This is a genomic window from Vibrio sp. Y10_XG_PY6 (assembly GCF_024181795.1).
GTDB lineage: Bacteria > Pseudomonadota > Gammaproteobacteria > Enterobacterales > Vibrionaceae > Vibrio > Vibrio diabolicus.
In genome coordinates, this window is the sequence record NZ_JAMZAQ010000001.1 from 464,528 (window position 1) to 479,154 (window position 14,627).

Consider the following 14,627-nt stretch of genomic DNA (forward strand, 5'->3'; position numbering starts at 1 on the left):
TCGCTCGTCAAGGGCGTGTCACCGAAGCCTCCTTCTTGAAGTCATTAGGGTATATACATCAGTTTTAACGATAGCCATATCGAGATGCTTGGTATGGCTTTTATCGTTAAGGATAATAATCTCATTGGATCAAGGGGTATATAATCGTTAAATTGCACTTGCGACATCTTTGCGCTGTGACTGGCAATTCAAACTATTGTTTTAGCCAATAGAAACACTAAAAATTATCCACCAAATAATACGTTACTGAGTCTGGCCGTTGCATTTACGGCTGCCTATTTCGCAGCCGATGATTATTACTTAATATAAGAACTCACCATGCACACTCGTCGTGAACGCGTATTTGATCCCTTTCATCGTCCAACGGTATTTACAGATAAATGGCGACTTGGATCTAAATCTTATCTTACTGATCTCGCATCTATTGCCTTATTGCTGTTACCGCTGACGCTATCTAACGCACTTGCCATCTTTCTTGGTCACGCTTCTAGAATCCTAGGGGTGTCAGAGGTTTCTCAGTTATTGTTCCATCTTTCTGATATTTTAATCAACTTATATCCCACAGCGTTTTGCATTGTGGCTGGTTACTATTTATCGCATAAAGTGAACGTGTCGAGCGCGATTATCATCATTTATTCGTTGGTCATGTTCTATTTAATTTCAATAGAGAATGACAGCCTTTCTAGTAATTACATGTTGCCGAATAACCCGTTATTAGCACTCTTTAGTGCAACGGTGTCATACGTTTATTGTAAAAGTTTCCGAATTGAGTTGCTTGATCCTCAAGCAATGGACTTCTCTTCTCGTCTTTTTAAAGATGTCTTACATTTTTTCGTATTCGTTTTATTTGCGGTTAGCTTATCTCATGTCACCGCGGCGGTGATGGATGCTTTTACTACAACAGTGGCTGGACTTAACTTTGATCCGCTGACGTTCACAGGAGGATTATTTTATCAATCCATCTTGAGCTTATTAGGAGCGGCGGGCATTAATGGTCACAACATGTTGTTTGCTATCAAGCAGCAAATATACGCTGCGACCGAAGCCAACATGGCTGCTTGGCAAACAGGCGAAGCGTCGCTTAACGTCATTAGCCAAGGTTTTTACGACGCATTTTTATCCATGGGCGGGTCAGGGAATAGCATTAGTTTACTCCTGTGTCTGTTATTGTTCGCTAAAGAGCGCAATCATATTTTACTGGCGTTAGCGGCAGCACCATTGGTGATGTTCAACATCAATGAAGTGCTGCTATTTGGGTTGCCTATCATCTTTAATCCTATTCTGGTCGTCCCATTTGTATTAGTGCCGCTGGTAAGTTTTATCATCACCTACTGCGCAATTGCTTCCGGCTTAATTGCGCCTGTTGAAAATATTGTGAACTGGATGACACCGCCTCTGTTGAGTGGTTATGTTGCAATGGGGCATCAGGTCCAGGGGGCGATACTTCAACTGGTGGTGATTGCGATTGGTGTACTAATTTATCGACCTTTTTATCTAGCCTATGCAGGCAAATATGTGGGGCAGCTTGGTGTAAGTAATACTTACAATGGTTTAGAACAATCCCTATTTAAATCACTACTCAGTAGTGTGAAAGATGCGAACACATCGAGTATCAGCAAGTCATCCGCGCAGAAACGTTTAACTTCCATTCTTCGTGAAGGCGAGTTGGTGATGTTTTATCAAAAGCAGCACTCAACAAAGGATGCGGAACAGTATTCTTACGAAGCGCTTATTCGATATAAAGATGAAGATGGAAACTTACTTTCACCAACGTTTATTGAAGATTTTCATCGGTTAGATGCCATGCCACTGCTCGATAAACTAGTACTCGAAAAGGTGTTGTCGGATATGAAGGAAATGGGATTATCTGAGCAGCGAAGAGTGGCCATTAATGTTTCTGTTGCTACCATTCAACAAGTGGATTTTGTTCAGCATTTACAAGGCAGGTTGGTCTATTTTGGAATCCCGGCTGAATGGCTTGAAATTGAAATTACTGAAGAAGCCGTATTAGACAATGAAGTTTCTTTAACTAGCACCATGAAAGCTCTACAGAGTATGGGAGTTCGTATCACAATGGATGATTTTGGTACGGGCTACGCATCGTTTCCTCATTTGTTCAAGTATCCATTTAACAAGATTAAGCTAGACAGATCGCTGCTATTGGACGCTAACGATCATCGTGGACGGCAGCTGTATCGATTGGTTGCTAAGTTAGGACATATTGCAAATTGCGAGGTCGTAGCGGAAGGGGTGGAAACGCAGTCTGACTATGACTTTGTGCGCTCAAGTGGGGTTGATAAAGTTCAAGGGTTTTACTTAGCAAGGCCTGTACCTTTGGATGAGATTATCCATCGACGTGCTTAACTAACGTGCAATAAAAAGGGAAGCGATGGCTTCCCTATAGTGAGTCTTGTTTTGACTTAGTTAGCTCTTATTTGAACTCAAATTTACCCTGCATGATCGCCCAGTGACCAGGGAACGAGCAGAAGAATGAGTAGTCGCCGCCAGCTTTCATTTTTTCAGTGCTGAAAGTAATGCTGGTGCTTTCACCGCCGCCAATCACTTTTGTGTGAGCGTATACACGGTCGTCATTTGGCTTCACGTAATTGTTTTCTGCACCTGCTGCCATGCCGTCCGTACCTACTGCTTGTAGATTAGCCGTATCTGCGATAACGACGTTGTGACCCATTGATTGTGCAGGCATTTTACCTGTGTGGTTTAGCGTCAGTTTTACTTCTTTACAAGTGGCTGGAACGCTCAGTGTTTTAGTAGAAAACTGCATCATATCGTTAGCATCTAGGGACACTTCACACTCGGCACTGGCTTGGGCACCAAAGCTCATTCCTACTAATGCGAAGGTTGCTGCTAATAAACGTAAAGACATATAACACTCTCCATTTTATATTTTGGGCTGACTTGGATTAATCTCATCCAATAGTTCTCATTATCAGCCAATTTTCACTCGAAAAACGTGCTTCAAGCGGTATATTGACGTTTTGTTGCAAAGTTGTACTGGTTAGTTCCACTATTTGATCACTCATAGGCCCTATTTCATGCGATGGCGTGAGGTAAATCAAAAAAGAAAGGAATACGCCCCGTACAGAGATAAGGTCTATCTTATTAAGCCTTTGGAGCAGTATCTTGGCATTCATTAGAAGTAGATTAGAGAAGGTGAGAGGAGAGGCTCAAGTATAAAAAAGCTCAGCCAAATTGCTGAGCTTTAACAGTTAGAGCGGCAGTTGACGTTTAGCGATTTTGCTTCAACGCATCTAACGCTTCATGTAATGACGGCACGATGGAATGACCAAATTGTTTTACCTCTTCGCAAGGATCAACTAAATCCGGAATCTGATAAGTAACCATATTCGCTGCCACGGCTGCGCGAACACCGTTATTGGAATCTTCAAAGGCCAAACATTGGCTTGGTTCTACATCCAGACGATTCGCTGCCAGCAAATAGATTTCTGGATCGGGTTTACCGTGGTTTACCTCGCAGCCTGTGGTGAGGTTGTCGAAGTACTTACTCAAACCCGCTAATTCCAGTTTGATTTTCGCCACCTCCTTTGCCGTAGAAGTTGCTACTGCGATTGGTAAGCCTTGTGCTTTCAGCCATTCTAGCAGCTCAACAACACCATTTTTCACTGGGATGGCTTGGTGTTTGACGACAGCATTGTAACGAGTACGCCATTCATGATGCAGGCGGTCTAGGTTCTCACCGTAGGCTTTGCGGAAAATTGCTTCAATACCTGCCGCATTGCGACCAATGATCGACAGATAAACATCTTCATAAAACGGAAGGTTTTGGACTTCACATGCTTCTTGGAAAATACGCATACAGACGCGCTCAGTATCAAGGAGCAAACCATCCATATCAAAAATAGCAGCTTGGTAGTTCATTACATTACAGACTTTTCGATTGTGATGGTGCATTTTGACATAAGCGAGATAGATTTTCTTGCGGAATTCAAACCGTCCGCATCCTTTTTTTACTTTATACCTAACCGTTTGGCTAAGCGGTGTAAATTACCATTATCGAGTTCTAACTGACGTGCTGTTGCAGCCCAGTTTCCTTGATTCTGCTCTAGTGCTTTTAGAATCATGGCTTTTTGGAAGGTGTCAGTAGCTTGCTTTAAACCAGCGTCTGACAGTTCAAATGAAGAGCTAGGTATACCTGGCTCTTCAGTTATGGGCTGATTGTTCGACGCTTTGATATCGAAATCTTGTTCCACCAATTCGATATCCAGCGATTGAGTTCTAGCTTTGGCAAGCACGCCCGCTCGTTTGATGACGTGTTCCAGTTCACGCACGTTGCCCGGCCAAGAGTAATCTTTAAGTGCTTGAACTAGAGTGGGAGAGAGTCGAACACTGTTCAGCCCCAACTTGCTGCGTAGTTGCTCTGCAAAGAAACCAGCCAGTAGCACGATATCGTCTTCACGTTCACGAAGTGGGGGAACATGAAGAGGGAATACACTCAAACGGTGGTACAAATCTGCTCTGAAACGGCCAGCTTTTACTTCTTCATGCAGAACACGGTTCGTTGCCGCCACAATGCGTGTGTTGACTCGAATATGGCGGTCATCACCCACACGTTGGATGTCGCCGTATTGGAGAGCTCGAAGTAACTTAGCTTGCAGTTCTAACGACAGTTCGCCGACTTCATCCAAAAACAGTGTGCCGCCGTCGGCTTGCTCGAACTTACCCTTGCGATTACTGATAGCACCAGTAAAAGCGCCTTTGATATGACCAAAAAGCTCACTCTCTGCGACAGACTCCGGTAACGCGGCACAGTTTAAGTACACCAAGGTATTATTGGCTCGGTGAGAGCGATGATGAATTGCGTTTGCGACGAGCTCTTTACCAACCCCTGTTTCACCCATTATCAACACAGATAGCTCGGTATCTGCCACCGCATCGATTTGCTCTTGAAGTGCTTTCATCCCAGCCGATTTGCCAATGATTTCGTTGCTCAAGGTGCGTTTCTCAGTGTAAGAATCACGTGGCAAGCTTGCTTGTGTTTCTAACTGCTCCAGTAGTAGAGCAGTGTGCAAGCCCCCCGCGGCTAACGCACTGACAAAGCGTAGTTCTTGATTGAGTAAACCATCGAACTGATTCGGGTCGAAGGCATCAATAGTGATCGCGCCAATCAATTGATCGTCGATCAGCAAAGGGAGACCAATACATGAATGGACGTGCAGATTGTCGTCGTGGTTCGGAATTAATCCGTCATAGGGATCGGGTAAGTTGCTATTCGATGGAAACCGTACGATATCGCCAGCGCGTGCAATGGCTTCCAATCTCGGGTGTTGGTTTATAGAAAAACGGCGTCCCAATACTTCCTTTGCTAAGCCATTGATAGCCAGCGGCTTAAAGTGCTGATCTTCATACAAAAGAAGAGCAGAAGCATCACATTTTAATATCTCGCGAATCGTTGTTAATAAGGTATCAAATCGAGCTTGCCGAGTGAGCGCTGAATTTAGGTCTTGCGTGATGTGAAGCCATTGCGCGATTAAAGAAGTCATAGCCAATACCAATTGTGTCAATATGACCATTGTAGTGTCTTAATGACAATTTTCAACTGTGTCTAAATGACAGTTTTTAAAGTTTTATTTTAATTAAATTATTGAAATATATGGCAATTAAAAGTTGGCATGCCCAGTGCAGTACAAGAAGAAATTATTTTTGTTTATCCCGTCATTCAAGGTAGTAATTATGACAATTCACGTAAAAAACAACATCCACTGGGTAGGTCAACGCGATTGGGAAGTTCAAGATTTCCATGGTACAGAATACAAAATGACAAAAGGCACCAGTTACAACAGTTATCTAATTCGTGAAGAGAAAACCATACTGATCGATACGGTCGATCATCGATTCAGCCAGCAATTTATCCAGAACCTAGAAATGGAAATCGATCTTAAGACGATCGATTTTATCGTCGTGAACCATGCAGAGGAAGATCACTCGGGCGCATTGTCTGCATTGATGGAGAAGATTCCGAACACGCCAATTTACTGTACGGAAGCGGCGATTGATTCGATTGTTGGCCATCACCATCATCCCGAATGGAACTTTAAAACGGTAAAAACGGGTGACAGCATCGATATTGGTAACGGTAAGCAATTGGTGTTTGTGGAAGCGCCAATGCTGCATTGGCCAGACAGCATGATGACATACCTAACTGGCGATGCAGTGTTATTCAGTAACGACGCATTTGGTCAGCACTACTGCGATGAACGCTTATTCAATGATGAAGTGGATCAAAATGAGCTGATGGAACAGTGTTTGCGTTACTACTCAAACATTCTAACGCCGTTCAGCAGCTTGGTAACAGCCAAAATCAAAGAAGTACTGAGCTTCAACTTGCCTGTCGACATGATTGCAACTTCACACGGTATTGTGTGGCGCGATAACCCAGTCCAAATCATCGAACAGTATCTAGAGTGGGCGGATAACTACCAAGAAGATCGTATTACCATCTTCTACGATTCTATGTCGAACAATACCCGAATGATGGCGGACGCGATTGCACAGGGCATTCACGATGTCGACCCGGGTGTCGCGGTTAAAGTCTTCAATGTGTCTAAGCACGATAAGAATGAAATTCTCGCCAATGTGTTCCGCTCAAAAGGCATCTTGGTTGGTTCGTCTACCATGAATAACGTCATGATGCCGAAGATTGCTGGCATGCTGGAGGAGATCACAGGTCTTCGTTTTAAAGCCAAGAAAGCCGCTGCCTTTGGTAGTTATGGCTGGAATGGTGGTGCGGTAGACCGTATCCACGCACGGTTGACCGACGCGGGTTTTGAAACGGCAGTCAGCCTGAAAACTAAATGGCGACCAGATGGTAAAGCGATGCGTGAGTGTCGTGAACATGGTAAGAGCATCGCGAAACTGTGGGCGAAACATCCACTAACAAGTCCTGTTACGGCTCAGATGATGGCTGCGTCTGCACCGCAAGTTCAATCACAGCCCGTTGTACAAGTAGAAACGCAAGCAGTGGTCGAAAGGGAGCTTATTAATCCAAGCTCAGAGGCACATCCATCAGATTGCCAATGCATGATTTGCACCGTTTGTAACTGGGTGTATGACCCTGCTCAGGGTGAGCCTAACCAAGGAATTGAACCGGGTACCACGTGGTCAGACGTTCCGGATTACTTCCTTTGCCCTGAGTGTCACTTGGGTAAAGATGTATTTGTTGAGTTCAAGGGGTAAGGAGCTGTGATGCAAGCACCAATTGTAATCATAGGCAGTGGCTTTGCTGCCTATCAACTGGTTAAAACTGTGCGTCGAATGGATGCACAGGTGTCAATTCAAGTATTCACCGCTGATGACGGTGCGGAGTATAACAAGCCCGATTTGAGCCATGTGTTCAGTAGAAAACAGACCGCGAGGGATCTGGTAGTAAAAACGGGAGAAGCGTTTGCCCAAGAGCACCATATCGAGTTATTAACCCACACTAAAATTGAGAGTGTGGATACGCAAGCCCAACAAGTGGTAGCAGATGGACAAGTTTATGCGTACTCCAAACTGGTTTTTGCAACGGGTGCGAAAGCTTTTGTTCCTCCAATGCGAGGTGATGCTTCTGGCGATATCCTAACGCTCAATTCGTTACAAGAGTATCAGCTCGCAGAAGAGCGAATCAGTCAAGCAAAGCGCGTAATGGTTATCGGTGGTGGTTTGATTGGCGTTGAGATTGCAATGGATATTGCGAGCAGCGGTAAAGCCGTTACGGTGGTTGAATCAAACCAACGCTTGCTTGCCAATCTTATTCCTGAGTTTGTGGCGTTGCCTCTGGAAAGCCAACTTAAGCAGCAAGGCATTCAACTGGCGTTGGGAAATGGGGTTGTTGAGGTGAATCGTACCGCCGATTCGTTGGTTGCGACTTTGAACAGCGGTGAAGTGATCGAGACTGATGTAGTGATTTCTGCCGCTGGCTTACGTTCAAACACTCAATTAGCGAATGCTTGTGGATTAGAGGTTGGGAAAGGCATTGCTGTCGACGCTAAGCTGCAGACTTCTGCGAACAATGTATTCGCTCTGGGCGATTGCGCCGAGATACAAGGGCGTATGCTTCCATACCTTCAGCCAATCGTGTTGAGCGCTAATGTTTTAGGTAAGCAGTTGCTTGGGCAGGAAGCGCAATTGAAGTTGCCGCCAATGATAGTAAAAGTCAAAACGCCGAGTTACCCAATTCAGCTTGCCGGGGACTTCAGTGCTGTCGCTAATTGGAATGTGCAGATTTCTCAATCTGGCATCGTGGCAAAAGCTGAAAATGAACAAAGCATATTGACAGGGTTTGTTGTGACGGGCGAGCAAGTGGCTCAGGCTTTTCCGTTACTGCGTGAACTGTCTCAAGTCGCGCAATCGTAACTCGCTTCAAGCAGCACAATTTTATATTCAAAGAGGGTATAACCATGTCACATCTTCGTATTCCGAAAGACTGGACGGTTCAACGTTCGACGCCATTTTTTACCAAAGGCAGTGTGCCTCCAGCTCTTCTAACTCATCACAACACAGCCGAAGGCGTGTTTGGGCAGTTATGCGTAATGGAGGGGCAAGTCACCTACTATGGTTTTGCTGATGAATTCACGACAGAGCCTGAAATGGTCGTCGTGATCAACGCAGGTCAGTTCGCGACAAGCCCGCCACAGTATTGGCATCGTATTGAAATGAGCGATGATGCACAGTTCAATATTAACTTTTGGTCGAATAAAGATAAAAGTGGACAAGCGATGTTCCACGCTAAGCAGTAAACCTTTCTAGACAATTTGATTATTGCGTGAATTTATCGGGAAAAGCGCATATTAAGTAAAAGAGCAGAGACGTTTCTCTGCTCTTTTTTGCTTATTGGCAGTAACGACATGCAAGCTTAATCAGCGATATTAACTGTAAGCCCGCGCCACACGACCTTCGCAATTCAAACTGTATTGTTTGGCGTAAGCTGGGATGAAAACAGATTGGCCTTTATCTACTACACACGTTTCACCATTTGCGTGTGTAATCACGAGCGGGGAATCTAGCGGCAACAGGATTTCTGCGGTTCTTACATCAAGTGTTCGTTGGTTGGCCTGCTTTACAATCGCGAATTTGAAATCGTCGACGGGAATTGGGTATTCCAACATGTCGTCGTTTTCGATTGGTGCAAGCAGTAGGGTGTCGAATGGCTTTTCTTCGAAGCGTGTGCATGCAACGAGTTCTTTTACGTCCATATACTTCGGTGTTAAACCGGCACGTAGCACATTGTCTGAGTTCGCCATGATCTCAAGACCTGTACCTTTCAAGTACGCGTGTGGCGTTTCTGCATCCAAGAACATCGCTTCGCCTGGTTTCAGCGTGATAACGTTGAGTAGCAAGGGCGCAAACAAACCAATGTCGCCCGGGTATTGCGTTTCTAACTCCAAGATCAGGTTGAACAGAGGTAAGTCGGTGATGCGAGCTTGTGCCAATAGCACCGTCAACGCCATCTCTTTCTGTTCGCCTTCCAGTGACAATAGACCGGAGAAGAAGCTCGCCAAGCCTTTGGAAGTTTGATTGTCGATAAGGTCATCCACCAAGCCTTGCAGCTCAGGAATCGCCAGCTCAGAAAAGAAGCTGATGATTTCACTTGTTGGGCGGAAGCCATTCATCGCTTGGTATTCGGTTAGCGCGTAAACCAATTCTGGTTTGTGGTTTGGATCTTTGTAGTTACGGTTTGCAGCGGTTAGGGGAATGCCTTGTTTTTCTTCCAGTGCAAAACCCAGTTCTGCTTGTTGCTTGTTTGGGTGCACCTGAATCGACAGCGCTTTCTCAGCAGCAAGCACTTTAAACAGGTATGGAAGTTCACCAAAACGGTTTGCGACTTCTTCACTCAGAAAAGCATTCATGTCTTGAGCAATCAGTGAAGAGAGTTTGGTCTCCTCGCCGTTTACCATCACCACTGAGCAACCGTTTGGATGCGCGCCCATCCATACTTCGGCTTGTGGTTCGCCCGTTGGGTTTTCAATGCCAAACAGTTGGTTAACAGAAGTAGTGCTGCCCCAAGCGTAGTTTTGAATCACGTTGTTCATCAGGAAAAACATCGGATGCTTAGCTTGAGTTTGAATCGTTTGTGTATCGGACATCGTTAAATCAGACATAGAGTGTCACCATGAGAGAAAATCATGGCTTGGGCGACATTGCCCAAGCCATAGGAGCCATTTGGGGGAGGGGATTAAGCGGCTGCTTGCATCATTTTTGCTTTACGTACTTTCTTCAACGTTACACACGTTACTGCGGTAACCGTTGCGCCAGCTGCCATACAAATCAGAGCAAGGACTGGGTGGTTCATCGCGCCAAGTAGAGCGACAACTGGACCGCCGTGAGCAACGCTGTTGGTGATGCCGAATGAGAACGCCATTACTGCCGCCACCATTGATCCAAGTACGTTTGCAGGAATCACTGACATTGGATCTTGCGCTGCGAACGGAATCGCACCTTCAGAGATACCCACCAGACCCATTGCGCCTGCGGCTTTACCCGCTTCGGTTTCTGATTCTTCGAACAGGTCGAACTTACGACCAAGTGTCGTTGCCAGTGCCATACCTAGAGGTGCAACAGGAATTGCACACGCCATCGCACCCATAAACTGAGTTTGACCGCTCGCAATCATGCCAACAGAGAATAGGAACGCGACCTTGTTGAATGGACCACCCATATCGAAGCCAGCCATACCACCAAGTACGATGCCTAGTAGAACGACGTTACCTGTGCTCATGCTAGTGAGTAGCGCAGTCAGACCGTCCATTAGGCTTGCGATTGGCGCGCCGATAACGAAGATGAATAGACCTGCGATGAACAACGAACCTGTGATTGGCGCAATCATGATTGGCACCAAAGGTTGAATAAACTTGTGGTAGTTAATCGACGTAATCCACTTCACGAAGTAACCCACAAGCAGGCCTGCGATGATGGCACCGATAAAGCCTGTACCTGCGTCTGCGCCATAGAAAGAACCGTTGTTTGCTATCCAACCACCGATCAAGCCAGGAGTTAGAGCAGGGCGGTCAGCAATCGCGTAAGCAATGTAACCCGCTAGAATTGGGATCATCAGCGTAAAGGCAACCACACCAACGTTGAGGATTTGGTTCCACATGCTGCCTTCAGGGATGGCCATGCCGGCTTCACTTGGCTGACCGCCGATTGCAAGAGCAAGTGCAATCAACAGACCCCCCGTTACGACGAAGGGGATCATGTGTGATACGCCGTTCATCAAGTAGCGATATAAGTCAGAACGGGCTTGAGAAGCTTTGTTTGCAACTGACGCTTGCGTATTGCCATTGGACTCAGCTTGGTACGTCGGTGCGTTTAACGCTTCATTAATCAGTCCTTGAGCATCGCGGATTGGGGATTTTACGTTGGTTTTAACTACGCGTTTGCCCGCGAAGCGGTTCATGTCGACTTGTTTGTCACAGGCGACGATGATGGCATCTGCACGCTCGATTTCTTCTGCGGTTGGGCTGTTTTTCACACCGATTGAACCGTTCGTTTCAACCTTGATTTCGTAACCCATTGCCGCGGCGCCTTTCTCTAGCGCTTCTGCTGCTAAGTAGGTGTGCGCAACGCCCGCAGGACAACCAGTAACACCAATGATGAAACCTTGGTTTGCTGGAGCATCTGTCACTGGTTGCGGTTCTTCTTTAGCAAGAAGGAGCGCCAGTGCGTCTTGGCTGTTTGTCGCGCCTAAGAACGCATCGATGAAACCATCTTCAATCAGTTTTGAAGACAGCTCTGCAAGTACTTCGATGTGGTGGTTATCACCACCGTCTGGAGAAGCTATCATGAAGAACAGCTTTGAAGGCAAACCGTCTTCCGCGCCGTACTCGATACCTGATTTGCTTACGCCGATCACAACCGCCGGTTCAATCACAGCGGCGCTTTTCGCGTGTGGAATTGCCACGCCATCTTCAAATCCAGTATTTCCTAATTCTTCACGTGCTTTTATATCTGCAAGAAATTGTGTTTGGTCAGAAATACGACCTTGGGCATGAAGAACGGCAACCAGTTCTTTAAATACGTCTTCTTTTGAAGACGCTTTAAGATCAAGCTTAATTAAGTCTTCATTTATTAGTTTGGTGATCATTGTCGAACCCCTATAAATATAATTTTTATTTCAGGGGTATTTTTAAATTACTGATAAAAAGACTGTAGTGAAGAAAAAATGCATTTACTGGAGGATTGTAACCGACTAACTATAGTGTGATTTAGATCGTTCACTGGACAAATCTAGCTGCATATCTGTGACATGATGGATAAGAAGCTAAACGATAAGCAAAATGTGGCTTTGCTCCCATTTGAAAAGGGATTGAGTATTATTGATAGAGTTTTTGTTACTGGAAATTTGATGCGTTAACTGGATTTTTGTAACATTAAAATGGAAGTGTGATTTTGCTCAATAGCACAAAAGTCCAGTCCGGTGTATATCTATAGTAAATAGCATCATTGATGCATATATAGAGTGTGAGACAATGATTTTTCATGATTTAATTTCAGCGGTATTAAATGAAAGAGAGCCATTTCATAATATTTTGTTTGCAGGAGATTTTCATACGCCGCCTGAATTTAGCTATCAAGTTAATTTCCCTCGCCTAGAGTTAGTTCTGGATGGGGAATATATTAATGAAATGGAAAGTCATGATCGAAAAGTAACGCACATCGTTGCTAAAAAAGGCGACGCGATATTTATTCCACCTAACTGTTGGAATAAACCAGACTGGGATACCGATTGTTCAGTGTTAAGTATTTTGTTTGGGCGTCGACAACTTGGGTTGAGTTTGGTGAGCAAACGCAAAGGTGAGGCAAACTTTTACGATATTCAAAAGCATAGCATTCAAACACGCTCAGGATTTGCGATAGATAACATCTTAGAAGCGTTGAGCTCACTGGCTCGTGAGAATACTAAAAAACCAATGGATGAGCTTTTACTACAAGCATTATTGCAATACGCGAAGACGATGTTGGATGCACCAGTCGAGCAGCAGTCACATAGCCGTGTGCAAGATCTCTATCAAGGGATCTGCATCTACATTCAAGAGAACTTCCATCGCCCAATCACGCGTGACAGCATTGCGTCGAGATTCAGTATTTCCTCGAACCATTTGTCGCGCTTGTTCCGTCAGCAGGGGCACATGACCTTGGCAGACTACATTACTTGGGTACGCGTGGATCGTGCGAAGTTTATGCTCAAGAAATACAACTTCAAACTCAATGACGTGTCAGTGCGCTGCGGATTTAAAGACGTGAACTATTTCTGCCGAGTATTTAAGAACCGTACAGGCAGAACGCCGACGGAATATCGTGGCTCGATTTAAGCCTTCAGTCAGAGTGCGTAAATCATAGAAAAGTTTAGGCGAGCAGCCTCGACATGGCGTACATCAGCAGCGCCTGTAAGTCGACGCTGCTTTTTGTTAGTAGTAGGCGTTCCGCCATTTGATCGGTAAGCAGGTTTCTTGTGAGGTTAGTGGCCGCAATGATCTGTTCTCGGGTCGGCTTTTCTGGCATCACCAGTGCTATAGCCAGATGAACATCACCCATCTTCGAAGCCCAATCCATCGACTTTTCATTCGCAATAACAGCAATAGAAATATGGTCAACACCTGAAAACATCACGTGTGGTAGAGCGATCCCCGGGGTCACGCAAGTTGATGAACGTTCTTCACGTTTAATAAAAGCAAGAATCAGTTCGTCGGGATGAATGGGGTGAATGAGCTGAGCCAGTCCTTTAAGGCATTCAAACTTGGTGAGCTCGGTATGCGCTTTGGCGTACTGCCATTTGATTTCACAAGGTGGGCAAATTTGCGGTAAACGCTCGGCCAGTTGGCTAGAAAACTCATAGTTGATATGAGATCCCACCACAGTAAAGTGTTCAGCAATCATGTCTTTTATGACGAAGCAGGCCAGCTCTGCGTCAATGCCAATCGCTGTGATTTGACACAAATCACCTTGTTGTAGACCTGCTTGCAAAATCGCCACGGACTTGGTGAGTTCCGCAACACGATTTTGCGTTACATTAATGATATGTAAGGTACTTTTGAACTTCTTTGCCACTCGATTGAGTGGCTGAGCAAGGTGCGCACTGGCATTTGCATTATCGACGAAAAAGGTGATTTGGTATTCGTTCATCTGCAAATTTAGTCGCGGCAGTGGACGAGGAATACTTTGTCGACGTTCAGCAAAACCTCTTCAATGGGGATTTGAATTTTACGCGTCCCTTCGAATCGGCCAGGTTGTTCTATCTCAATATCCGACACGATCAAAACCCGATCCGCTTGAGCGATATCGTGAGGAGTGAGCTGATTTTCTATCCCCATCGCACCTTGCGTTTCTACTTTAATTTGCACGTTATGTTTTGGCGCAGCTTTCATTAGTGCATCTGCTGCCATATAAGTATGAGCGATGCCTGTAGGGCATGCTGTCACCGCTACGATTTTCATGTTCTATCCATTTTATTTTTTGTGGATATTAGCACAGCCACCGCAGATTGAATTGATTTGAGCTGGATTAACGCAAGAGCTCTATCACAGTTTGAATCTCATGTTACATTAATCCAGTTAATGCACTTTTAGTCCTATATATCAAAGGGTAGGCACTGGTTAATCTATGCCCAAGTCAAA

At 45.2% G+C, this 14,627-nt stretch carries 12 protein-coding genes; 5 read left to right on the top strand and 7 right to left on the bottom strand.

The annotated features are described in order from the left end of the window. Positions 1–318 precede the first annotated feature (318 nt). Complete coding sequence (locus NL644_RS02060) at positions 319–2,364, top strand: EAL domain-containing protein (RefSeq protein ID WP_253657917.1); 2,046 nt, start codon at positions 319–321, stop codon at positions 2,362–2,364. A 67-nt stretch (positions 2,365–2,431) separates the two neighbouring features. Here NL644_RS02060 and azu read toward each other — a convergent pair whose 3' ends face one another. The 3 genes from azu to norR all read right to left on the bottom strand — a co-directional run bounded on the left by azu (position 2,432) and on the right by norR (position 5,519). Further along, positions 2,432–2,884 carry an azurin gene (gene azu, locus NL644_RS02065; RefSeq protein WP_005392455.1) on the bottom strand — a complete coding sequence of 151 codons (453 nt, stop codon included), beginning with the start codon at positions 2,882–2,884 and terminating at the stop codon, positions 2,432–2,434. A gap of 362 nt (positions 2,885–3,246) precedes the next feature. Then, positions 3,247–3,897 carry an HAD family phosphatase gene (locus NL644_RS02070; RefSeq protein ID WP_114322818.1) on the bottom strand — a complete coding sequence of 217 codons (651 nt, stop codon included), beginning with the start codon at positions 3,895–3,897 and terminating at the stop codon, positions 3,247–3,249. 89 nt (positions 3,898–3,986) lie between these two features. Then, positions 3,987–5,519 (bottom strand): nitric oxide reductase transcriptional regulator NorR, encoded by a 1,533-nt coding sequence (gene norR / locus NL644_RS02075; RefSeq protein WP_114322819.1) that lies wholly within the window; start codon positions 5,517–5,519, stop codon positions 3,987–3,989. A gap of 190 nt (positions 5,520–5,709) precedes the next feature. Between norR and norV the strand changes: the two genes are divergently transcribed. Genes norV through NL644_RS02090 form a run of 3 tightly spaced genes read left to right on the top strand, consistent with a single transcriptional unit; the run spans position 5,710 to position 8,753 of the window. Then, positions 5,710–7,212, top strand: a complete 1,503-nt coding sequence (gene norV / locus NL644_RS02080) for an anaerobic nitric oxide reductase flavorubredoxin (RefSeq protein WP_253657918.1) — start codon at positions 5,710–5,712, stop codon at positions 7,210–7,212. A gap of 9 nt (positions 7,213–7,221) precedes the next feature. After that, the gene (gene norW / locus NL644_RS02085; RefSeq protein WP_114322821.1) at positions 7,222–8,370 is read left to right on the top strand and encodes an NADH:flavorubredoxin reductase NorW; all 1,149 of its coding nucleotides are present in this window, start codon (positions 7,222–7,224) and stop codon (positions 8,368–8,370) included. Positions 8,371–8,414: 44 nt separating this feature from the next. Beyond that, positions 8,415–8,753 carry a DUF1971 domain-containing protein gene (locus NL644_RS02090; RefSeq protein ID WP_114322822.1) on the top strand — a complete coding sequence of 113 codons (339 nt, stop codon included), beginning with the start codon at positions 8,415–8,417 and terminating at the stop codon, positions 8,751–8,753. 129 nt (positions 8,754–8,882) lie between these two features. Here the strand turns inward: NL644_RS02090 and manA are convergent, their stop codons facing one another. Then, the gene (gene manA, locus NL644_RS02095) at positions 8,883–10,115 is read right to left on the bottom strand and encodes a mannose-6-phosphate isomerase, class I (protein ID WP_114322823.1); all 1,233 of its coding nucleotides are present in this window, start codon (positions 10,113–10,115) and stop codon (positions 8,883–8,885) included. A 74-nt stretch (positions 10,116–10,189) separates the two neighbouring features. After that, positions 10,190–12,097 (bottom strand): fructose-specific PTS transporter subunit EIIC, encoded by a 1,908-nt coding sequence (locus NL644_RS02100; RefSeq protein WP_114322824.1) that lies wholly within the window; start codon positions 12,095–12,097, stop codon positions 10,190–10,192. 385 nt (positions 12,098–12,482) lie between these two features. On the opposite strand from NL644_RS02100, the gene NL644_RS02105 reads away from it, so the two are divergent. Continuing rightward, on the top strand, positions 12,483–13,325 hold the full coding sequence (locus NL644_RS02105; protein ID WP_005499698.1) for a helix-turn-helix transcriptional regulator: 843 nt from the start codon (positions 12,483–12,485) through the stop codon (positions 13,323–13,325). Between the two features lie 34 nt (positions 13,326–13,359). On the opposite strand, the gene NL644_RS02110 is transcribed toward NL644_RS02105, so the two are convergent. Continuing rightward, positions 13,360–14,136 carry a PTS sugar transporter subunit IIA gene (locus tag NL644_RS02110; protein WP_005392466.1) on the bottom strand — a complete coding sequence of 259 codons (777 nt, stop codon included), beginning with the start codon at positions 14,134–14,136 and terminating at the stop codon, positions 13,360–13,362. A gap of 8 nt (positions 14,137–14,144) precedes the next feature. Further along, the gene (locus NL644_RS02115; protein ID WP_005463048.1) at positions 14,145–14,447 is read right to left on the bottom strand and encodes a PTS fructose transporter subunit IIB; all 303 of its coding nucleotides are present in this window, start codon (positions 14,445–14,447) and stop codon (positions 14,145–14,147) included. Positions 14,448–14,627: the final 180 nt, after the last annotated feature.

Coding starts and splice junctions, on each gene's coding strand:
- NL644_RS02060 (WP_253657917.1), top strand. CDS start 319: ATGCACACTCGTCGTGAACGCGTATTTGATCCCTTTCATCGTCCAACG.
- azu (WP_005392455.1), bottom strand. CDS start 2,884: ATGTCTTTACGTTTATTAGCAGCAACCTTCGCATTAGTAGGAATGAGC.
- NL644_RS02070 (WP_114322818.1), bottom strand. CDS start 3,897: ATGAACTACCAAGCTGCTATTTTTGATATGGATGGTTTGCTCCTTGAT.
- norR (WP_114322819.1), bottom strand. CDS start 5,519: ATGACTTCTTTAATCGCGCAATGGCTTCACATCACGCAAGACCTAAAT.
- norV (WP_253657918.1), top strand. CDS start 5,710: ATGACAATTCACGTAAAAAACAACATCCACTGGGTAGGTCAACGCGAT.
- norW (WP_114322821.1), top strand. CDS start 7,222: ATGCAAGCACCAATTGTAATCATAGGCAGTGGCTTTGCTGCCTATCAA.
- NL644_RS02090 (WP_114322822.1), top strand. CDS start 8,415: ATGTCACATCTTCGTATTCCGAAAGACTGGACGGTTCAACGTTCGACG.
- manA (WP_114322823.1), bottom strand. CDS start 10,115: ATGTCTGATTTAACGATGTCCGATACACAAACGATTCAAACTCAAGCT.
- NL644_RS02100 (WP_114322824.1), bottom strand. CDS start 12,097: ATGATCACCAAACTAATAAATGAAGACTTAATTAAGCTTGATCTTAAA.
- NL644_RS02105 (WP_005499698.1), top strand. CDS start 12,483: ATGATTTTTCATGATTTAATTTCAGCGGTATTAAATGAAAGAGAGCCA.
- NL644_RS02110 (WP_005392466.1), bottom strand. CDS start 14,136: ATGAACGAATACCAAATCACCTTTTTCGTCGATAATGCAAATGCCAGT.
- NL644_RS02115 (WP_005463048.1), bottom strand. CDS start 14,447: ATGAAAATCGTAGCGGTGACAGCATGCCCTACAGGCATCGCTCATACT.